General features: G+C 65.7%; 22 protein-coding genes and 1 riboswitch. Of the genes, 6 read left to right on the top strand and 16 right to left on the bottom strand.

Annotation, left to right across the window (positions count from 1 at the left end):
- Positions 1–11 precede the first annotated feature (11 nt).
- The 9 genes from madM to mdcA all read right to left on the bottom strand — a co-directional run bounded on the left by madM (position 12) and on the right by mdcA (position 7354).
- Positions 12–776 carry a malonate transporter subunit MadM gene (gene madM, locus EGJ22_RS17620; protein WP_009686722.1) on the bottom strand — a complete coding sequence of 255 codons (765 nt, stop codon included), beginning with the start codon at positions 774–776 and terminating at the stop codon, positions 12–14.
- Positions 777–778: 2 nt separating this feature from the next.
- Entirely contained in the window at positions 779–1201 is a 423-nt protein-coding gene (gene madL, locus EGJ22_RS17615) for a malonate transporter subunit MadL (protein ID WP_009686721.1), read from the bottom strand.
- Positions 1202–1324: 123 nt separating this feature from the next.
- Positions 1325–2245 carry a malonate decarboxylase subunit epsilon gene (gene mdcH, locus EGJ22_RS17610; RefSeq protein WP_029887238.1) on the bottom strand — a complete coding sequence of 307 codons (921 nt, stop codon included), beginning with the start codon at positions 2243–2245 and terminating at the stop codon, positions 1325–1327.
- Entirely contained in the window at positions 2242–2856 is a 615-nt protein-coding gene (locus tag EGJ22_RS17605; RefSeq protein WP_029887237.1) for a malonate decarboxylase holo-ACP synthase, read from the bottom strand. The genes mdcH and EGJ22_RS17605 overlap by 4 nt, the downstream gene beginning before the upstream one ends.
- Position 2857: 1 nt before the next feature.
- On the bottom strand, positions 2858–3649 hold the full coding sequence (mdcE, locus tag EGJ22_RS17600; RefSeq protein ID WP_029887236.1) for a biotin-independent malonate decarboxylase subunit gamma: 792 nt from the start codon (positions 3647–3649) through the stop codon (positions 2858–2860).
- Positions 3646–4494 carry a biotin-independent malonate decarboxylase subunit beta gene (locus EGJ22_RS17595; protein ID WP_029887235.1) on the bottom strand — a complete coding sequence of 283 codons (849 nt, stop codon included), beginning with the start codon at positions 4492–4494 and terminating at the stop codon, positions 3646–3648. The genes mdcE and EGJ22_RS17595 overlap by 4 nt, the downstream gene beginning before the upstream one ends.
- Complete coding sequence (locus tag EGJ22_RS17590; RefSeq protein ID WP_009686716.1) at positions 4487–4786, bottom strand: malonate decarboxylase subunit delta; 300 nt, start codon at positions 4784–4786, stop codon at positions 4487–4489. The genes EGJ22_RS17595 and EGJ22_RS17590 overlap by 8 nt, the downstream gene beginning before the upstream one ends.
- Position 4787: 1 nt before the next feature.
- Entirely contained in the window at positions 4788–5693 is a 906-nt protein-coding gene (locus EGJ22_RS17585) for a triphosphoribosyl-dephospho-CoA synthase (protein ID WP_029887234.1), read from the bottom strand.
- Positions 5693–7354, bottom strand: a complete 1662-nt coding sequence (gene mdcA, locus EGJ22_RS17580) for a malonate decarboxylase subunit alpha (RefSeq protein ID WP_029887233.1) — start codon at positions 7352–7354, stop codon at positions 5693–5695. The genes EGJ22_RS17585 and mdcA overlap by 1 nt, the downstream gene beginning before the upstream one ends.
- A gap of 329 nt (positions 7355–7683) precedes the next feature.
- Here mdcA and EGJ22_RS17575 point away from each other — a divergent pair, with 329 nt between their 5' ends.
- Together EGJ22_RS17575 and EGJ22_RS17570 are read left to right on the top strand one after the other, a co-directional pair.
- Positions 7684–8754, top strand: coding sequence for an enoyl-CoA hydratase/isomerase family protein (locus EGJ22_RS17575; protein ID WP_029887232.1), 1071 nt, complete (start codon positions 7684–7686; stop codon positions 8752–8754).
- 16 nt (positions 8755–8770) lie between these two features.
- The gene (locus tag EGJ22_RS17570) at positions 8771–9922 is read left to right on the top strand and encodes an acyl-CoA dehydrogenase family protein (RefSeq protein WP_029887231.1); all 1152 of its coding nucleotides are present in this window, start codon (positions 8771–8773) and stop codon (positions 9920–9922) included.
- A gap of 39 nt (positions 9923–9961) precedes the next feature.
- On the opposite strand, the gene EGJ22_RS17565 is transcribed toward EGJ22_RS17570, so the two are convergent.
- On the bottom strand, positions 9962–10894 hold the full coding sequence (locus tag EGJ22_RS17565; RefSeq protein WP_029887230.1) for a LysR family transcriptional regulator: 933 nt from the start codon (positions 10892–10894) through the stop codon (positions 9962–9964).
- Positions 10895–11018: 124 nt separating this feature from the next.
- On the opposite strand from EGJ22_RS17565, the gene EGJ22_RS17560 reads away from it, so the two are divergent.
- Positions 11019–11279: a DUF2790 domain-containing protein gene (locus EGJ22_RS17560; RefSeq protein WP_029887229.1), complete on the top strand. Its 261-nt coding sequence runs from the start codon at positions 11019–11021 to the stop codon at positions 11277–11279.
- A 1-nt stretch (position 11280) separates the two neighbouring features.
- On the opposite strand, the gene EGJ22_RS17555 is transcribed toward EGJ22_RS17560, so the two are convergent.
- Positions 11281–11973 carry a tRNA (adenine(22)-N(1))-methyltransferase TrmK gene (locus EGJ22_RS17555; protein WP_029887228.1) on the bottom strand — a complete coding sequence of 231 codons (693 nt, stop codon included), beginning with the start codon at positions 11971–11973 and terminating at the stop codon, positions 11281–11283.
- Between the two features lie 136 nt (positions 11974–12109).
- On the opposite strand from EGJ22_RS17555, the gene EGJ22_RS17550 reads away from it, so the two are divergent.
- The gene (locus tag EGJ22_RS17550) at positions 12110–12490 is read left to right on the top strand and encodes a RidA family protein (protein ID WP_029887227.1); all 381 of its coding nucleotides are present in this window, start codon (positions 12110–12112) and stop codon (positions 12488–12490) included.
- A 123-nt stretch (positions 12491–12613) separates the two neighbouring features.
- Positions 12614–14614 (top strand): U32 family peptidase, encoded by a 2001-nt coding sequence (locus EGJ22_RS17545; protein WP_029887226.1) that lies wholly within the window; start codon positions 12614–12616, stop codon positions 14612–14614.
- A gap of 47 nt (positions 14615–14661) precedes the next feature.
- On the opposite strand, the gene EGJ22_RS17540 is transcribed toward EGJ22_RS17545, so the two are convergent.
- Positions 14662–15987, bottom strand: a complete 1326-nt coding sequence (locus tag EGJ22_RS17540; protein WP_029887225.1) for a sigma-54 dependent transcriptional regulator — start codon at positions 15985–15987, stop codon at positions 14662–14664.
- 340 nt (positions 15988–16327) lie between these two features.
- On the opposite strand from EGJ22_RS17540, the gene EGJ22_RS17535 reads away from it, so the two are divergent.
- The gene (locus EGJ22_RS17535; RefSeq protein WP_009686703.1) at positions 16328–16594 is read left to right on the top strand and encodes a hypothetical protein; all 267 of its coding nucleotides are present in this window, start codon (positions 16328–16330) and stop codon (positions 16592–16594) included.
- A gap of 106 nt (positions 16595–16700) precedes the next feature.
- On the opposite strand, the gene EGJ22_RS17530 is transcribed toward EGJ22_RS17535, so the two are convergent.
- The 4 genes from EGJ22_RS17530 to cobW form a co-directional block, all read right to left on the bottom strand.
- Positions 16701–17279: a VWA domain-containing protein gene (locus tag EGJ22_RS17530; RefSeq protein WP_064314484.1), complete on the bottom strand. Its 579-nt coding sequence runs from the start codon at positions 17277–17279 to the stop codon at positions 16701–16703.
- Between the two features lie 89 nt (positions 17280–17368).
- Positions 17369–18379 (bottom strand): ATP-binding protein, encoded by a 1011-nt coding sequence (locus EGJ22_RS17525; RefSeq protein ID WP_029887955.1) that lies wholly within the window; start codon positions 18377–18379, stop codon positions 17369–17371.
- Position 18380: 1 nt separating this feature from the next.
- Positions 18381–22142, bottom strand: coding sequence for a cobaltochelatase subunit CobN (gene cobN / locus EGJ22_RS17520; protein ID WP_029887954.1), 3762 nt, complete (start codon positions 22140–22142; stop codon positions 18381–18383).
- Positions 22143–22145: 3 nt separating this feature from the next.
- Positions 22146–23213, bottom strand: a complete 1068-nt coding sequence (gene cobW / locus EGJ22_RS17515) for a cobalamin biosynthesis protein CobW (protein ID WP_029887953.1) — start codon at positions 23211–23213, stop codon at positions 22146–22148.
- A gap of 99 nt (positions 23214–23312) precedes the next feature.
- A riboswitch (cobalamin riboswitch) is annotated at positions 23313–23526 on the bottom strand.
- Positions 23527–23646 lie beyond the last annotated feature (120 nt).

The raw sequence follows: 23646 nt of genomic DNA, 5'->3' as shown, positions 1-23646 counted from the left end.
AGCCCGGTTGTCTACCCCACCAACCCTCGCACACAGAAGTACAGGATCGACGGCCCCATCAGGCACCCCAAGCCGGTATGGAACGTGGCGGTCAGTGCCCCATAAGGCACCAGCCGCCGGTCCGTCGCCGCCAACCCGGCGGTCACACCCGACACAGTCCCCGCCAAACCGCCGAACACCATTGCCGAGCGTGGGTTGTCCAGCGCCAGCAAACGGGCCGATACCGGGGTGAATACCATCACCAGAATCGCCTTGATCAAACCGGTGGCGATCGACAGGGCCATCACGTCCGAACTGGCACCCAGCGCCGCGCCGGTCACCGGGCCGACGATGTACGTCACGGCGCCGGCACCAATAGTGGTCATGCTCACCGCGTCGCGGTAACCAAAGGCGTACGCCACGCCCGCCCCGACAATGAATGGCAAGACCGTGCCGAGCAGCAGCGCCACCGCGCCGATCATCCCGGCACGGCGAGCCTCGGTGGCCTGCACCTCGAACGCCGTGGCAACGATGGCGAAGTCGCGCAGCATGGCCCCGCCCATCAGGCCGATGCCGGAAAACAGCGCCATGTCGGCCAGGCCTTTCTGGCCGCCTGTGAGGGTGCCGCCCACCCAGGCCAACACCAGCCCGATGACAATGGCGATGGCCGAGCCGTGCACGCGGCCGAAGGTCAGGTACCTGGACAACAACACCGACAGCCACATGATGCCGCCCACCACCGCGAAGGCAGTGATCAGGCCGTTATGTTCCAGGGCATTATCAATGATCGGCCACATGTTCAGCGCCCTCCTGCAGGGGCAGCATGCCCATTGGCCTGGGGTGGCGCCTCGACCGCTGGGAGCGGTTCGCCGCGGTGGCTGCGGCTGATCAGTGCAATGGTCGCACCGCACACCAGCACCGCACCTATCGCAGCCAGCAGCGCCACCGGCCCGCCGTGCAGGGCAGTGACCACGTTCTGTTGCGCCGCCATGGCCACCACGACCGGAATGTACATGGCCCCCCAGAAGCCCACACCGAACTCGCACTCCTTGCTCATGCCACCGTGACGGTGCATGTAAAGGCGTGCGCAGATCAGCAGGATCATGGCGATGCCGACCCCGCCTACATTGGATTTGACGCCCAGCAGTACGCCCAGGAAGTCGCCGACGATAACCCCAGCCAGCGTACAGACTGCCAGCAGTGCCACACCATAGATGATCATTGTTGTTGTCCTCAGGTAGTGTCGAAGTTGCTTGTTGTTGTTCTTCGCCATCGGTAAATCCGCAAGCGCCGCACTGGCTTCGTTAACGGGCGTAGCCCGTGCCAGCTGGCGAGCTGCCCGCCATCATCGCCGGTCCGCCACCTCCTGGCGCAGCAGCGCATCCAGGCTGTCCCATCGGGTGCCTTCCACCGCCAGCACCCTGCCCTGTTCGAACACCGGCCGGGCCAGGCCGCTGAGCGTGCTGCCAGGCGGCATTTCCAGGTGCAGGCGCACGCCGCGTTCATAGGCATTGCGCAACGCTGCCCGCCAGTCCACCCGGCGCGCCATGTTGCCGGCCAGATCGTCGCGCAGGCGCTGCGGGTCGACTATCACCCGTGCGCTGCTGCCACTGAGGTAAGTGATACGTGGCCGCTGCAGTTCGACCGCAGCGAAGGCCGCAGCCAGCTCTGCTGCCGGGCCAGCCAGCAACGGGCAATGCGATGGCACGCTGACTGCCAGCCGGCGCGCGATGCCCCTGCCCAGGCTTCGCGCGCGGGCCGCCACCGCCGCCATCGCCGTTTCGCTGCCGGCAATGACGATCTGCTGCTCGCTGTTGAGGTTGGCGACATACACCTCGCCGCCCACCTCGCCCAGCAAGCGCTCGACACTGGCCAGCTCCAGGCCACTGAGCGCAGTCATGCCATAGCCACGCGGATAAGCCCGTTGCATCAGTTCGCCGCGCAGGGCAACCAGGCGCACAGCGTCGGCAAAGCCCAGAGCACCGGCCACCACTGCCGCCGGGTAGGCGCCGACCGACAAGCCCGCCACGCAATCCGGCCCTGGGCTGCGCTGCATCAACCAGCGCGCCCAGGCCACGCCACTGAGCAGCAGGCACAGCTGCACGGCGCGGGTCGACTGCAGGGCGTGCTCGCTGTCCAACGCCAGTGCGTTCTGGCCAAGGGCATCGCTGGCCTCTTCCAGCACCGGCGCGCTGCCTTCGGGCAGGCGCTGCAACATGCCGACCTGCTGGGCACCCTGGCCCGGGAACGCGAACAGAGTGCTCATGCGGCACGCTCCCGTACAGCCCACGGGTCTTCGCACAGGCATGGCCCCACGGGCGACTTGAGCAACACGCGCTGGGCGAAACCGGCCCACTCGCGCAACGCCACAGCACCGCCCGGGGTTTCCAGCTGCGCATCGATACGGCATGGCGCGCCGTCCAGCATCGCCAACAGCGTGCGGGCCTGTATACGCGCCAGCGGTTGCGGCGTGCGTACCAGTATGTCCAGGTCGCTGTCGGCGTGCAGCACGTCGATACCCGTTGCAATCTGGTAACCCACGCCACCTGTCGGCCCCCAGGCCAGGCCGCAGGCATCGAGCATTGGCGCTACCCAGGCCAGGGCCTGCAATGCTGGCCAGGCGCGCTGTGTTGGCCGCTGCAAGGCTTCGGGGGCCTGCTGGCGTTGAATGTCGCCAACCCGCATCAACGCTGCCAGGCGCTGCGCCCGCCCTTGGCCACGCACGCCCACGGCGACCCAGCCGGCGTCACACACCGCGCGGCGCACGACCACCGGCTGGCCGCCGGCCAACACTTCCCGTGCCCACAGCGGCGCGTCGGCCGGCAGGGCCGAAGTGGGCATGCCCCACAGCAGGTCATGGGGGCGTGGCGCGTTCACCTCAGGCACCCTGCCATTGGCGGCGCAGTTGCTCACGCACTTGCCGCGAGGCACTGCGGTGTTCGCCCGCCAGCCGCGACGACAGGTCGGTCGAGCTGCCAATATCGCGGACCGCGTCGGCAAGGCAGGCACGCACCCGGGCAATGTCGGCGCTGCCAGGCGCTTCGGCGTTGGCCACCGTCAACCGACGCCACAGCAGGCCCAGTGACGCATAGCTGGCCAGGTCATAGGCCATGGGCGGCACCTCGGCGGCCAACGCTTCCAGTTGCTCGACACTGCGCAGGGTAATCCGCGCGGCTGCCGCCTTGCCCATGGCATGCACCATTACCCCGGCATCGTCCAGGGCGATCAGGCGCTGGGCCTGGTAGCCGTGGGCAAGAAAAGCGCCAGACATGGCCTTGCCGACCAGCAGCCCGATTACCGGGTGACCGGCCAGCCGGGCCTGGGCGTAAGCCTGCACAGCGCCAGCCAAGGCCTGATGGATACCCAAGGCCTCCTCACGGCGACCGTAGGCCTGGCTGGGCACATCGATTACCGCGACAATTGCGCGCTTGTGCCCCTGGCTGTCAGCGTCGACCGCGTCGCTCACGGCCTTGGCCAGGCCCCAACCCTCCAGCAGGCCGACTTCGCCCCCGCGGGCGCGGGGGAACGGATTGGCGGGGTCGGGGACCACGGCGATAAAGCGCGCCAGGCGGTTGTCCAGTTCGCCATCGATAACCTGCAACGACGCCGGGTAGCCCGGCAAGGGTTGGCCGCCCGCCAGGCCCGGCAACCAGTTCATGGCACGGTTCATTGGGCTTCTCCTTGGTAAAGGGCACGCACAGCGGCAGCGTCCAGTTGCGGGCACTCGGCGCCCAGCCGGGCCAGGCGCTCGAGGTACCAGGCGTGTTGCCGGGCGCGGTCAGCGCCAGGCGAGTCGAGCAGTTGCAGCAGGCAGTCGCGCAGCGCCTGGATGTCATCGGCCACATAGCCATCGACCAGCCCGCTGGCATGGCGCTGTTCGCCGCCGCTCAGGCTCCAGATGAACGGCCGGTCCTTGGCGTCATACTCGGCAATGCCGGCTTCCTGTTCGATGACCTGAGGCCCGATGAGGCCCAGGCGGGCCTCGCGGGTGACCAGTAAATGGCTGCACAAGCCAGCGGCGATCGACATGCCGCCGAAGCACCCGACGGAACCTGCAATCAGCCCGATTACCGGCTGCCAGGCCCGCAGTTCGACAATCGCCGCCTGGATTTCGGCAATCGCTGCCAGGCCAAGGTTGGCTTCCTGCAACCGCACACCGCCGGTTTCGAGCAGCAGCACTGCACACGTGGGGATGCCATTGCGGTTGTCTTCGATGGCCAGCTCCAACGCCCCGGCAATCTTGGCGCCGCCCACCTCGCCCATGCTGCCGCCCTGGAAGCCGCCCTCGATAGCGGCGACCACCGCATTGCGCCCGTTCAGCGTGCCTTTGGCGATGACCACGCCGTCGTCAGCCTGCGGCACGATGCCCTGCAAGGGCAGCCAAGGCGACATCAGCCGGTCGAAGGGGCCGAGCAGCTCGCGGAAACTGCCCGGGTCGAGCACGGCGCGGGCGCGCTGCCGGGCACCCAGTTCTACGAAGCTGCGGCTTCGCAGCAGACGTGCGGTGTCAGTCATGGGCGATCTCCTCGAAGCCTTGTTCCAGGCGCAGGCGGACCACCCCCGGGGTGGCGCCGAAGTCATGAATGTCGATGTTCACGGCCGGCCAGGCGCGGCCCTCGAACAGGCGCTGGAACAGTTGCGCCCAGCGCGCGGCGCTGCCATCGACCGAAGTCACCACCTGGATCTGCAGGTGGCCGGCGGTGCCGGGTTCGATCAGTACTTCAAGGTCGCCGGAGCTGACACAGCCCACCAGCGTGCGGCCACGCCCCGGTTCGGCGGCGGGGAAATCGAAGGTCAGGGTTTCCATGTCACAGGCTCCCGGCTTTGTCGAGGAACAGGCAGGCGGCCAGTAGATCGGCGGCGCCGCCCGGTGAGGCGTTCAGCTGCAGCAGTTGCTGGTCCAGCGCACGCAGGTGGCGGCGCCCGGCCAGGGTGGCACTGCCCCCGGCACCCAGTACCGCGCGGGCGCCCTGCTGCACGGCGGCCAGCCCGGCAGGGCCGCTGCGCCACAGCACACAGGTATCGCTGAGCACGGCCATGATGGCGAGCAAGGCATCGAGCCGGGCGTTGGCCTCACTGGCACCGCTGGCACGGCTGCATTGCAGGTGTGGCAAGCCGTGGCCGATAACCGCAGGGAAGCCTTGTTGGGCCTGTTCGCGGGCACCGCTGCGGCCATAGCGCTGGCGCACCTGCAGGCCATGGCTGTGCTGCTGCGGCATGGCCGGGTCGTCGAACAGGGCGATGCGCCCGGCCCGAACGGCCACCGTGCTGGCGTCGGCATCGGGGTCGAGGGCCTTGGCGGCGACCAGCAGGCCCAGGGCCCAGATTGCGCCGCGGTGGGTGTTGACCCCATGGGTCGCGGCCAGCATCGCGGCTTCGCCTTCACGGCCGAGCTGGCCCAAGCTGGCGCGCAGGGGTTGGCCGATGGTGCCAATGGTTTGCGCGGCTGCAGCCATGTTGCGCAGGCAGGGCCACAGGGCCAGGGCCGAGGCGTGCATCAGGGCCAGGGTCATGTCGGTGTGAGCGCCGTTGCTGCGGCGGTCGACCAGGCCGGGTTTGGGGGACAGCTCGGCTTCGTCGATCAGGGCTTCCACGGCCAGGTCGGCCAGGTGGTCTGGCAGTTGAATCCGGGTTGTGTGGGCTGGCCTCTTCGCGGGTAAACCCGCGCCCACAGGGGCCGTAACAGGTTCAAGGCGCAAGTCGTGTGCTTTCATCACCAGCTCCTGAACCGTGCCGGCGGGTTGTACAGGCCGCCGGACCATTCAACCAGGTCGGCAACGCTGCGCGCTGCCAGCAGCTCGCGGCTGGCGTCGGTGCGGCGGATGCCCAGGTCTTCGGGCAATGCGACCAGGCCTTGCTGGCGCAGGCGCGCAGTGTCTTTCGGGTCATGCCGCAGGCCGATGGCGGTAACCCCGGCCACAGCGGCAATCATCTGCTGGCGCTCTTCCAGGCTGCGGGCCTTGTACAGGTAGGCAATGCCCTCTTCGGTCAACAGGTGGGTAACGTCGTCACCGTAGATCATCACCGGGGCCAGCGGCATGCCGGCCTTTTTCGCCACGGCCACCGCATCCAGGGTTTCCACGAAGGTCGGTTTGCCGCCTTCCTGGTAGGTTTCGACCATCTGCACCACCAGCTTGCGGCCGCGCTCCAGCAGGGTTTGCGGCACGGTCATGTCGAGCCAGGCCGGCGTTGCATGGCGCCGGCCCCGGGGGTCGTGGCCCATGTTCGGCGCCCCGCCAAAGCCGGCCAGGCGGCCGCGGGTGACTGTCGACGAATGGCCATCGCCGTCTACCTGCAGGGTCGCGCCAATGAACAGGTCCACGGCGTACTGCCCGGCCAGCTGGCACATCATGCGGTTGGAGCGCAGCGAACCGTCACGGCCGGTGAAGAACACATCGGGCCGCTGGGCGATGTAGTCCTCCATGCCCAGCTCGGTGCCAAAGCAATGCACGCTTTGCACCCAGCCGCTTTCGATAGCCGGGATCAGCGTAGGGTGCGGGTTGAGGGTCCAGTTGCGGCAGATCTTGCCCTTGAGCCCCAGCGACTCGCCGTAGGTGGGCAGGATCAGCTCGATGGCAGCGGTATTGAAGCCGATGCCATGGTTCAACGACTGCACCTGGTGTTTTTCGTAGATGCCGCGAATGGCCATCATCGCCATTAGCACATGCACTGGCTTGATGTGACGTGGGTCGCGGGTGAATAGCGGTTCGATGTAGAAAGGCTGGTCGGCAACCACCACGAAATCGACCCATGACGCCGGGATATCGACCCGCGGCAGGTCATCCACACGGTCGACCAGCTGGTTGACCTGGGCGATGACGATACCGTCGCTGAACGCGGCCGGCTCCACCAGCGCCGGGGTGTCTTCGGTGCTGGGCCCGGTGTACAGGTTGCCTTCACGGTCGGCCATGAAGCCTGCCACCAGGGTCACGTTGGGGATCAGATCGACCAGCAGCCGCGAGTACAACTCGATATAAGTGTGGATCGCGCCGACTTCGAGCAAGCCGTCTTCAAGCAACTGGCCAATGCGCAGGCTTTGTGGCCCGGCGAAGGAAAAATCCAGCTTGCGGGCGATGCCGCGCTCGAACAAGTCCAGGTGCTCTGCACGGCTGACGCTGGGCATGATCATGTGCAGGTCGTGCAGGCGCCCAGGGTCGACCTTGGCCAGCGAACGCGAGAGGAAGTCGGCCTGCTTCTGGTTGTTGCCTTCCAGCACCACCCGGTCGCCGGGGGCCAGCAACAGCTCCAGTGCTTCGACGATACGCTCGCTGGGCAGCACCGCACCGTCGGCAAGGTGGCAGACCTGATCGAGGCGGCGTTGCTTCTCGGCACGCCGTCGCGACCATTGCGGCGGTGGATTCTGTGTTGTTGTCATGGTGACTCCACGGGTTCGCTGTCGTGGGGTCACCTTAGGGCGGGGGCCAGCCGGGCATCAATCAAGCTCGGCGCTGGATCATTACGCTAAGGTTAATGATCGTGATTCTGGTGGACCAAAACACCAAGAACATCGGCGCCCATCCACCATGCCAGCCCGGTAAACCTCAAACCTTGCTAGAGTGGCAACACTGCCAGGCACGCAAAAATGCAGATTCCCCCTGCAGATTTGTCGATTGTACAAGGCAAATTCGCATGCAAGGATCGCCAGATCCTCCAGCGAAATCCAGACTTCACTTGGAAAATCAATAACAAAGCAGGGAGAAGGCAATGACTGCGCACGCTTATACCTCAGCCACCGACCATGTACTGGCCGAGGTCCGCAACCAGGTCGGCCACCTGACACTGAACCGCCCCGCCGGCCTCAATGCCCTTACCCTGGACATGGTCCGTAGCCTGCGCCACCACCTGGAACAGTGGGCCCGGGACCCGCACGTACGGGCGGTGGTGCTGCGCGGTGCAGGCCCCAAGGGTTTTTGCGCCGGTGGCGACATCCGTTCGCTGCACGACAGCTTCAAGGCCGGCGATACGCTGCATGAGACCTTTTTCGTCGAGGAGTATGCCCTCGACCTGGCCATCCACCGTTACCGCAAACCGGTGCTGGTGCTGATGGACGGCTTCACCCTCGGCGGTGGCATGGGCCTGGCTCAGGGCTGTGACCTGCGCGTGGTGACCGAGCGCAGCCGCCTGGGTATGCCTGAAGTCGGCATTGGCTATTTTCCCGACGTGGGCGGCAGTTATTTTCTGTCGCGCCTCCCTGGCGAGCTGGGCATCTACCTGGGTGTGAGCGGCGCACAGGTGCAGGCCGCCGACGCGCTGTATTGCGGCCTGGCCGACTGGTACCTGGCCAGCGACCAGCTCGCCGCCCTGGATCAAGGCCTGGACCAGCTGATTTTCGGCGACCACCCGCTCAAGGACCTGCAGGGCCTGCTGGCCAGGCTCGGTAGCCAGGTGCTGGAGGATGCCCCGCTGGAAAAACTGCGCCCGGTCATCGACCACTTCTTCGCCCTGCCCGACCTGCCGGCCATCGTCGAGCAATTGCGCACAGTCAGCATTGGCGACAGCCACGCCTGGGCCACGGCCACCGCCGATCAGCTGGAAAGCCGCTCACCGCTGGCCATGGCCGTTACGCTGGAGATGCTGCGCCGGGGCCGCCAACGGGACCTGGAGGCGTGCTTTGCCATGGAGCTGCACCTGGACCGCCAGTGGTTCCAGCATGGCGATATCATCGAAGGCGTACGCGCCCTGATCATCGACAAGGACAAGCAACCGCGCTGGAACCCACCTACCCTGGCTGCACTGCAACGCCAGCGGGTCGACCAATTCTTCGAAGGCCTGTGAGCCCGGGAGTACACCGATGCAAGACCTGGAACTGAGCGAAGAACAGATCATGATCCGCGACATGGCGCGCGATTTTGCCCGTGGCGAAATCGCCCCGCACGCCCAGGCCTGGGAAAAGGCCGGCTGGATCGATGACGACGTGGTACGCAAGATGGGCGAACTGGGCCTGCTGGGCATGGTCGTGCCCGAAGATTTTGGCGGCAGCTACACCGACTACGTCGCCTATGCCCTGGCGGTAGAGGAAATTTCCGCCGGTTGTGGCGCCACCGGGGCGATGATGAGCATTCACAACTCCGTGGGTTGCGGCCCGCTGTTGGCATATGGCACGGCCGACCAACAGCAGCAATGGCTGCCACGCCTGGCCACGGGTGAAGTGATCGGCTGCTTCTGCCTGACCGAGCCGCAAGCCGGCTCCGAGGCGCATAACCTGCGGACCCGCGCAGAGTTGGTAGACGGCCAATGGGTAATCAATGGCGCCAAGCAGTTCGTCAGCAATGCCCGGCGTGCCGGCCTGGCGATCGTGTTTGCGGTAACCGACCCGGACCTGGGCAAAAAGGGCCTGTCGGCCTTTCTGGTGCCTACCGACAACCCGGGCTTCAAAGTCGACCGCAGCGAACACAAGATGGGCATCCGCGCCTCTGATACCTGCGCGGTCACGTTCGACAACTGCCGTGTACCGGCCGCCAACCTGCTGGGCGAGCGCGGCAAGGGCCTGGCCATCGCCTTGTCCAACCTTGAAGGGGGCCGGATCGGTATCGCCGCGCAAGCGCTGGGCATCGCCCGTGCGGCGTTCGAAGCAGCGCTGGGTTATTCACGGGACCGTGTGCAATTCGGCAAGCCGATCAACGAGCACCAGAGCATCGCCAACCTGTTGGCCGACATGCAGGTGCAAGTAAACGCTGCGCGGCTGCTGATTTTGCATGCTGCGCGCCTGCGCAGCGCCGGCAGGCCGTGCCTGTCAGAGGCATCCCAGGCCAAGCTGTTCGCCTCGGAAATGGCCGAACGGGTGTGCTCGATGGCGATCCAGGTGCATGGCGGCTACGGCTACCTGGAAGACTACCCGGTAGAGCGTTACTACCGCGATGCCCGGATCACCCAGATCTACGAAGGGTCGAGCGAAATCCAGCGCATGCTGATTGCGCGGGAGCTGAAGCACTACACGCTTTAGTAGGTCGACGACCGGGCCCTGGCGCCAGGCTCTGCCCACCTAGCGCCAGTAGCGGGCGTCGTCCACCAGCTCGGCGTGCCTTTCGAACAGCGCTGGCAACTGCTCCTTGAGGTAGTCGATCCAGGTACGCACCTTGGCATCCAGGTAGTGCCGTGACGGGTAAATTGCATACAGCGCACTCTCGCGCAGCCGATACGGCGCCAACAGGCGGCACAGGCGCCCCTGCCCGATCGCCTGGCTGGCGGTGTAGAACGGCAACAGGCCTATGCCCATGCCCAACTCGCTGGCCACCAGCATGGCATCGGCAACATTGGTGGAGAAACCGTCCTTCGGTACGATCACACACTGGTCGACACCCTGCGGGAACACCCAGTCACCTTCGTACAGGGGGTACGACATGCGCAGGCAACGATGGCCGTGCAAGTCTTCGGGGCTTTCCGGTACGCCATTGGCTTCCAGGTAGGCCGGGGCCGCGCAGGGGATACTGAAGATATTGCCCAGCGGCACCGCGATCAGCTGCGAATCGGGCAACGCGCCGTCAACGGTAATCACCACATCATGCCCTTCGGCCAGCGGGTCGGGGTTGCGCTGTGACAGGGTCAGCTCGATCACCACCTCCGGGCACAACGCGTTGTAGCCGGCCACCAGCGGCATCAGCAACAGCCCCAGGCCATGGGGACAGTGCAGGCGTAACCGCCCACGCGGCGTCAGGTGCGCACCACGGGCCTCGCCCACCGCTTCTTCGGTCAGCAGCATGATCTGCCGCGCCCGCTCGAGAAACCGCTCGCCGGCCTCGCTCATGCGCAAGCGCCGGGTGGTGCGGTGCAACAGGCGGGTCTGCAACTGGTTTTCCAGCTCCGCCACGATGCGCGAAACCTGTGCCGCAGAGATGTCCAGGGCGTTGGCGGCCGCCGCGAAGCTGCCGCATTCCACCACACGGGCGAAGGTACGCATGGCATGCAGCATGTCCATGAAAGTGAGCTCCTTACTGGGTGTTATTGTTACGTTAAAGGCAGGAATCTATAACGACTTAGCCCATTTATTGTGTAAGGCCTTTGAATACATCCTTAGTCATACATTGTAAAAGGAGCCAGCCATGAAACCCTCCCTCGCTGTAATCGCCATTTCCGCTGCCTTGGCTTCGTGCGCAGCCCTCGCAGCCACGGACAACGATCAGCCAGCCAGTAGCAACTATGCATACGGCATGGACCTGGATGTGGCCAAAGTGATTTCCATCACCCCGCCCAGCAACGTTGGCGACTGCCAGATCGGCACCGCTCACATGGTGTACCTCGACCACCATGACCAGAAGCACGAAATCAGTTACCGCGAGATGAGCAACTGCCCACAACAGTGACTCACGCCAGCAGCTGCGTTATCCAGCCCACCTGCTGGTTGAAGTCGTCTATCTTCGCCTGCGGCACAGCGCCCCGGGCCCGCTGGAAATTGGCCAGGGTGTGCTGCTTCTGGCGCAGCATGCGCTGCCATTTACCCAGGAACGCCGCGCTTTTTTCCTGCATCAGCAACGGCCCGAAGTACAGCTGTTGAGCGGTGTACACCGCCCTACCCGGCTCGGCGACGATGATCTCGTAGTCGAAGCGGTTTTCCCGCAGCAGTTCCTCGTGGACGATCCGGTAGCCATTGCCGGCCAGCCACTGGCGTAGTTCGCGCTCACCGCCGTTGGGCTGCATTACCAGGCGGGTGACGCCGGCCAGGCGCTGCGGGCCTGCCTGCAGGATGGCGCACATGGTGTCGCCGCCCATGCCGCACAGGCTGACCACCGTGATACGGTCCTGTGGCTCGATGGCTGCCAGGCCATCGGCCAGGCGCACGGCCACAGAGGCCTCCAGGCCGTTGCGGCTCACCGTGCGCTGGGCCGAGGCGAACGGCACCTGCGCCACCTCACCGGCCACCCCGGCCTCGATCACCCCGCGCAGCATCAACGCCACCGGCAGGAAGCCGTGGTCCGAGCCAATGTCGGCCAGGCGCGCGCCCTGCGGCACATAGGCAGCCACGCGCTCCAGGCGCCGGGACAAAGTCTGTTCGTTCAACGTAAACCTCTGGTCTGGCAATCGGCCGCGATTTTGCCGGTGAACGCCGCGCTTTACAAACGCCGGGGTGCGCTCGACCGGTGCGTTGCGCTCGCGTAGGCTTGCCGTTTCCTTCCGTTGCAAGGCAAACCACACCATGGCTCAAGCTGACATCATCTATACCCCCGACCCGGACGCCGACTCGATTTCTTCCGACGTCGCCGAGTACAACGGCGTGCTGGTCACCACCCAGATCCCGACCCGTGCCGACGGCAGCCTGGAGCTGGGTAACATCGTCGCGCAAAGCGAGTGCACCCTGCAGGCCTTGAAAGTGGCGCTGGAAAAAGCCGGCAGCGGCATGGACCGCGTGCTGCATCTGACCATCTACCTGACCGACATGGCCGACCGCGCGGCATTCAACGAAGTGTACCAGCGCTTCTTCAGCAAACCCTGGCCGGTACGTGCCGCCGTTGGGGTGGCCGCCCTGGCGTTCGACGGCATGCGCGTCGAAGTGACGGCGATGGCCGCCAAGCGCTGACCGACCGACGTTGCCGCCCCCTCGCACCCTGGCTGCACACCTTCGGGCAGCCCAAGGGTGCCGCCAGCCCGTTTCGCCGCTACAATGCGCGCCTAACCCGTGACAGCCCGAAAATACAACGACATGTCCCTTCCAAAGAACCAGCTGGAACTGCTCAGCCCTGCGCGTGACGTGGCCATCGCCCGTGAGGCGATCCTGCACGGCGCTGATGCCATCTACATCGGCGGCCCAAGCTTCGGCGCGCGCCACAATGCCTGCAACGAAGTCAGCGACATTGCCGAACTGGTCGAGTTCGCCCATCGGTACCATGCGCGCGTGTTCACCACCATTAACACCATCTTGCACGACAACGAGCTGGAGCCGGCGCGCAAGCTGATCCACCAGTTGCATGACGCCGGTGTCGATGCACTGATCGTGCAGGACCTGGGGGTGATGGAGCTGGACATCCCGCCGATCGAGCTGCACGCCAGCACCCAGACCGACATTCGCACCCTGGAGCGGGCGAAATTCCTCGACCAGGCCGGTTTCTCGCAACTGGTGCTGGCCCGCGAGCTGAATTTGCAGCAAATCCGCAGCATCGCCGCCGAAACCGACGCGGCCATCGAGTTCTTCATCCATGGTGCACTGTGCGTGGCATTTTCCGGCCAGTGCAACATCTCCCACGCGCAAACCGGGCGCAGCGCCAACCGTGGCGACTGCTCGCAGGCCTGCCGCCTGCCCTATACCCTCAAGGACGACCAGGGCCGCGTGGTCGCGTTCGAGAAACACCTGCTGTCGATGAAAGACAACAACCAGACCGCCAACCTGGCCGACCTGGTCGATGCCGGCGTGCGCTCGTTCAAGATCGAAGGGCGTTACAAGGACATGGGCTATGTGAAGAACATCACGGCCCACTACCGCAAGGAACTGGACGCCATCCTGGAAGGCCGCCCGCACTATGCCCGCGCTTCCAGCGGGCGCACCGAGCACTTCTTCCTGCCCGACCCGGACAAGACCTTCCACCGCGGCAGCACCGACTACTTCGTCACCGACCGCAAGGTCGATATCGGCGCGTTCGACTCGCCAACCTTCACCGGCCTGCCGGTGGGCGTGGTGGAAAAGGTCGGCAAGCGCGACCTGCACGTGGTGACCGACGTGCCGTTGACCAACGGCGACGGCCTGAATGTGCTGGTCAAACGCGAAGTGCTGGGTTTTCGCGCCAACATCGCCGAGCCCCGCGGCGAGTTTGAAGAAGACGGCCAAACACGCTACCGCTACCGCGTCGAGCCCAATGAAATGCCCGAAGGACTGCACAAGCTGCGCCCCAACCACCCGTTGTCGCGCAACCTGGACCACAACTGGCAACAGGCCCTGCAGCGCACGTCCTCCGAACGCCGGGTGGGCGTGGAGTGGCACGCGGTGCTGCGCGAGCAACGCCTGCTGCTGACCCTGAGCAGCGAGGAAGGGGTCAGTGTGCAGGTAGCCCTGGAGGGCCCGTTCGGCGTCGCCAACAAGCCCCAGCAGGCACTGGAGCAACTGCACGACCTGCTCGGCCAGCTGGGTACCACTATGTACCACGCCGACCGTATCGAGCTGGACGCCCCGCAGGCGTACTTCATCCCCAACTCGCAGCTCAAGGCCCTGCGCCGCGAGGCCATCGAGGCACTGACCGCCGCGCGGGTACAGGCCCACCCACGCGGCGCGCGCAAGGCCGAGACCACGCCGCCGCCGGTGTACCCCGAGTCGCACCTGTCGTTCCTGGCCAACGTGTACAACCAGAAGGCTCGCGACTTCTACCACCGCCATGGCGTGCAACTGATCGACGCCGCCTACGAGGCCCATGAAGAGCACGGCGAGGTGCCGGTGATGATCACCAAGCACTGCCTGCGTTTCAGCTTCAACCTGTGCCCCAAGCAGGCCAAGGGTGTCACCGGCGTACGCACCAAGGTCGCGCCCATGCAGCTGATTCAGGGCGACGAGGTACTGACGCTGAAATTCGACTGCAAGCCGTGCGAGATGCATGTGATCGGCAAGATGAAGAGCCATATCATCGACCTGCCGACACCGGGCAGCGCGGTCGCACAAGTGGTTGGGCACATCAGCCCCGAAGACCTGCTCAAGACCATCCCGCGAGGGCCGCATTGAGGGGTTCGGCCCTGGGTGATGTTCGCCCAGGTGCCGTGGCGTAACGCTCAGCGTATCTGGTGCTTGTGCAACAAGCGGTAGAACGTCGGCCGCGAAACACCCAGCACCTTGGCAGCCATGCTCAGGTTGTCACTGTGCCGGTTGAGCACATCGCACAAGGCCTGGCGCTCGGCGCGGTGCTTGTATTCTTCCAGGGTGCCTAACGGCTGCTGTTCCTGGTCGTGCAACTGCAAGCCCAGGTCCTGCGCCTCGATCTGCCGCCCTTCGGCCAGCACCAGCCCGCGGCGTACGCGGTTGGCCAGCTCGCGAACGTTCCCCGGCCAGTCATGGTGGCCCATGGCTGCCAAGGCGTCTTCACTGAAGGAGCGCGGCCGGCGCCCGGTTTCCAGGCTGTAGAAATGGGCAAAATGGTTGGCTAGCATGGACAAGTCGCCGTGCCGGTCGCGCAGCGGTGCTGTCACCACCTGCAATACGTTCAGGCGGTAATACAGGTCTTCGCGAAAACGCCCCTGCTCAATGGCCCGTTCCAGGTCCACGTGGGTCGCCGCCAACACCCGCACATCCACCGGTATTGGCTGGCTGCCGCCTACCCGCTCGATGTGCTTCTCCTGCAAAAAGCGCAGCAGGTTGGCCTGCAGTTCCAGCGGCAAGTCGCCAATTTCGTCCAGGAACAAGGTGCCGCCGTGGGCCGCTTCGATACGGCCGACCTTGCGCTGGTGCGCCCCGGTAAAAGCGCCTTTCTCGTGGCCGAACAATTCGGACTGGATCAAATGCTCAGGGATGGCGCCACAGTTGATGGCGATGAACGGCTGATCACTGCGCTGCGACTGGCGGTGCAGCGTGCGCGCCACCAGCTCCTTGCCAGTGCCGCTTTCACCGCGGATGAGCACAGGTGATTCGGTAGGCGCCAGTTTGCCCAGCAGCTTGCGCAGTTCGCGAATCGGCCGGCTGTCACCGAGCAACTCGTCGTTCGCTTCATCGACCTTGACCGCACCCTTGCCGCGCAGGCGCGCCATGCCGAACGCCCGGCCCAGGGTGACCTGCACCCGCGAGACGTCGAACGGCAAGGTGTGGAAGTCGAAAAACCACTCACATACAAAGTCACCGAAGGCTGGCATGCGCAGTTGGTCGGCGCTCAGCACGGCGATCCACTCGGTGTTGCTGCGCTTGATCATGTCCTTGACCGCGTCCGGGTGCCGCAGGTGCGCGGCCTGCAAGCGCAGCAGGCCCACATCGCAGGGGTGGTCCAGTGCGGCGGCGAGCATGCAGCTGTCGACATCCCAGCCGGCGTTGCGCAGGCCCGGCAATAGGCGGTGGCAATCGTCGCAGGGGTCGACGATCAGCAAACGGCGTTGCGCGGCAGGCTGTTGCATGACCGATCCTTGGCGCCATTGTTTGATTTTTTTAAAGTAAAACAGCAAGTTGTGGCGCCCGTTTAACAGTAGCAACGAAGTTGACACTGCCCAGTACCGTCCGTCTGCCGACGCATTTTTTTACAAACGCCCACGGGAATTTTCGCACTTTAACGACATCACATGGCGGCGCAGGGAATAACGGAGATAGCCCTGGCAAAAAATTTATTCGCAATGTGTGACTTGCTACCGCACAGCGAGCATCAGTACACATAACCCCGCGCTGCACTTCGCGCACCTGAGGCGACTTTTAAGCAACGCGGACTTACTTCGCTGTTTGGGACCATAGAGAGACCGAACCATGAATGCCCCGCTCCGTGTCAACGAAGCACTGCTGATTGCCGACCACGCCTTCGAACCCTTCCAGTGCGTAGCCTGGGATGCCCCCAATGGCACTGGTGAACTCAGCCTGGCAGTGATCGACCGGACCAACACCCGCATTGGCGCCAAGCAGGTGTCTTCGCGCATCTACTCCGACCCCGCGCAGTGGGCCAGCCTGATCGAGGAAGTGCGCGCCGAATTGTGCGAAAAAGGTTACGACCTGCAACCGTGGTCGATGCCTAAATAATACCGGCGCCTATAACAAGTGCGTGCAGCGCCACGCACTTGTGCAACTTTCATCGTGCAGGCCTGACAACTTTGTCACTTGCGACATTGTGCCGCAGTGCCCCTCTTCAATACGCCAGCTTGAAGTGGTGCAAGTGCTGATAATCCGCGTGCAATTGCTCGGCCAGGCGCTGGGCACGCCCTAGCCGTACCGGTGCCAGTTCCATGTCCACCAACAGCGTGGCACAAGGCATGGGTTGGACCGTGTTGCTGTGCTGCACGCGCCCATCGGTAAACACCAGGCAGCGCAGCACTTCTTGCGGGTGTGCCCGCTGGCGTACCTGCAGCCAATGCCGGGCCTGCTCCAGGGCTGCGAACAGTGGCGTGCCCCCGCCAGCCCCCAACGCCTGTAGCCATGGCTGCAAGGCCGCCGACGCCTTGAGGCCATGGCGCTGCCACTGCGGCGTGCGCCCGCTGGCCGTGAGCAGCGCCAGGCGAGCACGCTGGCGATAAGCCTGATCGAACAGTGCTGCCAATACCCCCTTGGTTTGCGCCAGGGCCTGGTGGCGGCGGGTTGAAGCCGACGCATCGACGATCACCAGCCACAGTTCGGCAGGCCTGGCCCGGCGTTGCTGCCAGCACAGGTCCTGGCGCTGGCGTGGGCGCCCCTTGAGCAAGGTCGGCAGCCAGGCGACCCGACCTGCCAACGCGTCGCGTGCGCGCCCCCGGCTGGCACCGTGCTGCTTGCCTGCACCCGCCTTGGCATCCCCCCCTATGGCGTGTGGCTGGGGAGGGCTCAGGGCTTTTTTGCCCAGTTTGGCACCTCGCGACGGGCGCCACTGGCCACCGGCTGCGCGGGCAATGCACCCCAATCGCCCTGCCCGCCTTGTTCACCAGGGTTGCTGCCGGCCGGCTGTTCGGCCTGTTGCGGGGGGGCTGGCGGATTGGCCTGTGGCGCCACCCGGCGGCGATGGCGCAAGGCAAATTCGGCTACGGCCTCCACGTCGGTTTCTTCGATGGCTGCACCACCGCGCCAGGCACAGTGGGCGCGCGCCGCGCGCAGCCAGACCAGGTCGGCGCGCAAGCCATCCACGCCAGCAGCAAAACAGCGCTCGGTGATCCAGGCCAGTGCCTGGTCGTCCAGCGCAATGCCCGCCAGCACATGGCGCGCCGCCTGGCAGCGCTCGCGCAACTGCGCCTGCGCCTGCGCCCATTGCGCGCAAAAAGCCTGCGGGTCATGGTCGAAGGCCAGGCGCCGACGGATGATCTGCTGCCGGGCCGCAGGTTCGGGCAAACCTTGCAGGGCCACATTAAGGCCGAACCGGTCGAGCAACTGCGGGCGCAGTTCGCCTTCTTCCGGGTTCATGGTGCCGATCAGCACGAAGCGGGCGCTGTGGCGGTGCGAGATGCCGTCGCGCTCGACGCGGTTGGTACCGCTGGCGGCCACGTCAAGCAACAGGTCGACCAAAGTATCTGGCAGCAGGTTGACTTCATCCACATACAGCACGCCGCCATCGGCCTGGGCCAGCACCCCTGGGGAGAACTGAGCCTTGCCCTGGCCAAGCGCGGCGTCGAGGTCCAGGGTACCGACCAACCGTTCCTCACTGGCACCCAGCGGCAGGGTCACGAACGGGCCCTCACCCAGCAGGTCGGCCAGGCCACGGGCCAAGGTGCTCTTGGCCATGCCGCGCGGGCCTTCGATGAGCACGCCGCCGATTTTCGGGTCGATAGCCGTCAGGCACAGGGCCAGCTTCAGGTCCTCGGCACCCACCACGGCCGCCAGCGGAAATTGTACGGGTTCACTCATGTCAAGCCTGTTCCTCGCCGTCGAGCAGTTGCTCCTCAAGCGCTTCGCGGTAGTCACCAGGCGCTTGCCACAGGCCACGTTGCTGGGCCTCCAGCAGGCGCTCGGTAAGGTCACGCAAGGCCTCGGGGTTGTGCTCGCGCATGAAGTCGCGGGTGGCCGGGTCGAGCACATAGGCGTCGGCCAGCCCCTGGTAATGATGGTCGTCGATCAGGTGCGTGGTGGCGTCGAAGGCGAACAGGTTGTCCACCGTCGCCGCCATCTCGAAGGCGCCTTTGTAGCCATGTCGCTTGACCCCATCGATCCACTTGGGGTTCAGCGCACGGGCGCGGATCACCCGGTTCAGCTCTTCTTTCAAGGTGCGGATGCGCGGCCGGTCCACCTGGCTGTGGTCACCGTGGTAACTGGCCACGCCGGCCCCGCCCAGGGTTTCCGAAGCCGCCAGCATGCCACCCTGGAACTGGTAGTAGTCGTTGGAATCGAGCAGGTCGTGCTCGTGGTTGTCCTGGTTTTGCAACACCGCCTGGACCTTGGCCAGGCGCTGGGCGAACTGGGCGCGGGCCGGGGTGCCGTCATCGCTGCCGCCGTAGGCATAGCCGCCATAGTTGAGGTAGACCTCGGCCAGGTCTTCGCGGCTGTGCCACAAGCGGCCGTCGATGGCATTCTGCACCCCGGCACCGTAGGCGCCGGGTTTGGCCCCGAACACCCGCCAGCCAGCCTGCCGAGCGGCCTGTTCGGCGCTTGCACCCTGGGCCTGCAGCGCAGCGCGCTCGGTGCGTACACGGGCAGCCAGGGGGTTGAGGTCGTCGGGCTCGTCCAGCGCCGCCACCGCTTGCACCGCGGCATCGAACAGGCGGATCAGGTTGCCGAAGGCATCGCGGAAGAACCCGGAAACGCGTAAGGTCACGTCCACCCGTGGGCGGTCGAGCAAACTCAGCGGCAAGATCTCGAAGTCATCGACCCGTTGGCTACCGCTGGCCCACACCGGCCGCACGCCCATCAGCGCCATGGCCTGGGCGATGTCGTCGCCGCCGGTACGCATGGTAGCGGTACCCCACACCGAAAGGCCCAACTGGCGCAGGTGGTCGCCATGGTCCTGCAGGTGGCGTTCAAGAATCAGGTTGGCCGAGGCGAAGCCCAGGCGCCAGGCCGTGGTGGTAGGCAGGTTGCGCACGTCCACGGTGAAGAAGTTACGGCCGGTGGGCAGCACATCGAGGCGGCCACGGCTGGGCGCGCCACTGGGCCCGGCCGGCACGAAGCGCCCGGCCAGCGCCGCCAGCAAGCCCTGCATTTCTGCGCTGCCGCAGGCATCCAGGCCCGGCGTCACCTCCATGCACAGGGCTTGCAGCACCGCATGCACGGGGTGCCATGCGGCACTGTCAGGTAGCTGGGCAGTGCCGGCCAGCGCCTGCTCGATCAGGTGTAGCGCCAACAGTTCCAGGCGCTCCCGCGTATCGCCACAGGTGCGCCATGCCGCGCTGCTTACCGCTTGCAACGCCTCGGGGCGGGCGCCCTGCCACGGCTGGCCGAGTTCGCAATCCAGCGGGTCGAAGCCGGGTACCAGCGCCTTGGCCAAGGTGCGTAGCAGGCTGGCATTGCCGCCTCGGCCATCGCCGCGCTCGACCCTGAGCAACGCCAGCAGCGTATCCAGCCGCAGGCGCCCGGCAGGCGATTGGCCAAACACATGCAGGCCGTCGCGGATCTGCGACTCCTTGAGGTCGCACAGGTAAGTGTCCAGGCGCGGCAGCCATACGGCAGCATCGTCCAACTGCCCCTCCAGCTGCAGCTCGCGGTCGATATGGTTGGCCTTGACCAGTTCGAGGATGTCGCGCTGCAACTCGCGTGCCCGCCGAGGGTCGAGCAGTTGCGCCTCATAGAACTCGTCGGCCAGTTGCTCCAGGTGGCGCAACGGCCCGTAAGTCTCGGCACGGGTCAGCGGTGGCATGAGGTGATCGATGATCACCGCCTGGGTACGGCGCTTGGCCTGGGCGCCCTCACCGGGGTCGTTGACGATGAACGGGTAGATGTTCGGCAGCGGGCCGAGCAAGGCGTCCGGCCAGCACTGCGCCGACAGCCCTACGCCCTTGCCTGGTAGCCATTCGAGGTTGCCGTGCTTGCCAACGTGTATCACCGCGTCGGCAGCGAAGGCATGGCGCAGCCAGAAGTGAAACGCCAGGTAACCATGTGGCGGCACCAGGTCGGGGTCGTGGTAGACCGCGCTGGGGTCCACCTGGTAGCCACGTGCCGGCTGGATGCCGACAAAGGTCAGGCCAAACCGCAGGCCGGCGACCATCAGCCGGCCACTGCGGAACATCGGGTCCTGCTGGGGTGCCCCCCACCGTTCCAGTACCGCCTGGCGGTTGGCTTCGGGCAGGCGCGCGAACGCAGCCTGGTAGTCGGCCAGGCTCAAGCTCTGGGCGCAAGGGCGCTGGTCGAGGTGGTCGAGGTCGTTGGTCACGCCACCGAGCAACTGCTGGATCAGCTGCGTGCCACTGCCCGGCAGGTCGGCCACCGGGTAGCCTTCGGCCTGCAAGGCCTTGAGGATGTTCAGGGCCGCAGCGGGCGTATCCAGGCCAACACCGTTGCCAATACGGCCATCCCGGGTCGGGTAATTGGCCAGCACCAGGGCCACGCGCTTCTGCCCATTGGGCAGGCGCGCCAGCTCTACCCAACGGCGCGCCAGCTCGGCGACGAAGTCCATGCGTTCGGGGTGGGCGCGGTAGCACACCACGTCCGACTGGCTGCGCTCGCTGCGCCAGGCCATGTCCTTGAAACTGACCGGCCGGGTGATGATGCGCCCGTCCAGTTCGGGCAAGGCAATGTGCATGGCCAGGTCGCGCGCACCCAGGCCCTGCTCGCTGGCTTCCCAGCCGGGCTGGTTGTCCTGCGCGCAAATGGCCTGCAACACCGGGATATCACGGCGGAACGGGCGCAGGTTGGGGCGTTCGGGGCTGGACAGGGCAAAACCGGTGGTGTTGACCAGCACCTCGGCGCCGACCTCGTCCAGCCAGGCTTCGACCTGCTCCAGGCAGGCGCTTTCCTTCAGGCTGGCCACGGCGATCGGCAATGGATTCAGACCGGCCGCCTGCAGGCGCTGGCAGAACACGTCGATGAACGCGGTGTTGGCCGCTTGCAGGTGCGAGCGGTAGAACAGCAGCGGCGCTACCGGGTTTTCGGGGTGCCACTGCGGGTACCAGTCCTCCAGCGCCGCGCTGCCCTTTTGTGGGTGGTACACCGCCGTGCGCGGCAACGGCTGCGGCTCGTCCCAGGCATAGTCGCGGCCCAGCCACTGGCTGGCTAGGCAGTTGAACAGGTTGATGGCGTTGGCCTTGCCGCCTTGGCGCAGGTAGTGCCACAGGCGTTCGGCCTGCGCGCCGGTGACGTTGCCCAGGCTGGTCAGTTCCGGGTCCGGGCGGTCGTCGCCCGGCACCAGGATCAGTTGCACGCCACGGGCCGCCAGTTCGACCAGTTGTTCTATGCCATAGCGCCAATAACCGACGCCACCGTGCAGCGACACCAGGATGACCTTGGCATGGCGCAGCACCTGGTCAACGTACAGGTCGACCGAGGCGTGGTTCTGCACCTGCATCGGGTTGGCCAGGCGCAGACTGGGGAAGCCTGCGGGCAATTGCTCGGCCGTGTCGGCCAGCAATGCCAGGTGAGAATCGCCGCTGCAGAGTATCACCAGTTCGGCGGGTGTCTGGCCAAGGTCGGCGATGCTGTCATCCGGCACAAAGCCGCCGGGCTGGGTCCGCAGCAGGTGCATGGGTCAGGCGCCCAAGGCCTGGCGCAGGCGCGCTTCCAGCTGGGCCGCATCAAGGTCCTGGCCGATCAGCACCAGGCGGGTGATGCGCGGCTCGTCGGCACGCCAGGCACGATCGAAGTGCTTGTCGAAACGGGTACCCACGCCTTGCACCAGCAGGCGCATCGGCTTGCCCGGGATGGCAGCGAAGCCTTTGGCACGCAGGATGCCGAACTCCACCACCAGCTGGCTCAGGGCATCGAGCAGCAGGCTTTCGTCGGCTTCCGGCAGGTCGATGGAGATGGAGTCGAAGGCGTCGTGGTCATGATCGTCATGGTCGTCGCCGTCGTGGTGCGAGTCGTGGTGGGTACGGCGGCCATCGATGTGCGCCTCGGACTCGGCGCCCACGCCCAGCAGCACTTCCAGTGGCAGCTTGCCGCTGCTGGCTTCGACCACTTTCACTGCGGCGGGCAGTTCTTCGGCGACTTCGGCACGCACCTTGGCCAGGCCTTCGGCGTCGATCAAGTCAGCCTTGTTCAATACCACCAGGTCAGCGCTGGCGAGCTGGTCGGCGAACAGCTCATGCAGGGGCGACTCGTGGTCCAGGTTGGGGTCCAGCTTGCGCTGCGCATCGACCTGGTCCGGGTAGGCGGCAAAGGTGCCGGCAGCCACCGCCGGGCTGTCGACCACGGTGATCACGGCGTCGACGGTGCAGGCGTTGCGGATTTCCGGCCACTGGAAGGCCTGCACCAGCGGTTTGGGCAGGGCCAGGCCGCTGGTCTCGATCAGGATGTGGTCCAGGTCGCCACGGCGTGCCACCAGCTCGCGCATCACCGGGAAGAATTCTTCCTGCACGGTGCAGCACAAGCAGCCGTTGGCCAGCTCGTAAACGCGGCCGGTGGCCTCTTCTTCAGTGCAACCGATGCTGCATTGCTTGAGGATTTCGCCATCGATGCCCAGTTCGCCGAACTCGTTGACGATGACCGCGATGCGGCGGCCCTGGGCGTTGTCGAGCATGTGGCGCAGCAACGTGGTCTTGCCCGAGCCGAGAAAGCCGGTAACGATGGTAACGGGGAGCTTGGCCAGTGTTTTCATGTCGCAGTGCCCTTGGCAGTATGGCGCGGGCATGCAGGACGACAGCCACCGGCCAGGCCGGCCGGGCTTGTTCGCCACCGGATCACCCCGCCCGGTTGAAAGTCGAAAACGTGACGAGGCAGGTCTCCTGGCTTGCACCGTTCCAGTTGCCTGCCACGGCAGCAGTCTGGCGGGATGACGCCTTCCCGCGCGTTGGCGCAGTGGCTGTGTCGATCCGTTGTCGGCGCTTACAGTTGCGGGGGCAGCCGCGGCTTGTACCGCGTTCCCGTCTTAGCTTCGGCCTGGCCGAAGAACCTCGAAGTGGCAAGGCTACGCAGTGGTTGGCGGGTGGTCAACCGGTGGCTCGCCTCGATTCTTTCAGCGCCTGTGAGATCGAGCGCCGCCCGCGCGGCGCATCGCGAGCTGCGCTCGCTCCTACGTTTGTTTCGGGCCA

The organism is Pseudomonas sp. p99-361, from assembly GCF_003935475.1.
GTDB lineage: Bacteria > Pseudomonadota > Gammaproteobacteria > Pseudomonadales > Pseudomonadaceae > Aquipseudomonas > Aquipseudomonas juntendi.
The sequence above is the reverse complement of the archived record's forward strand: the minus strand, read 5'-3'. Positions and strand labels throughout refer to the sequence as shown.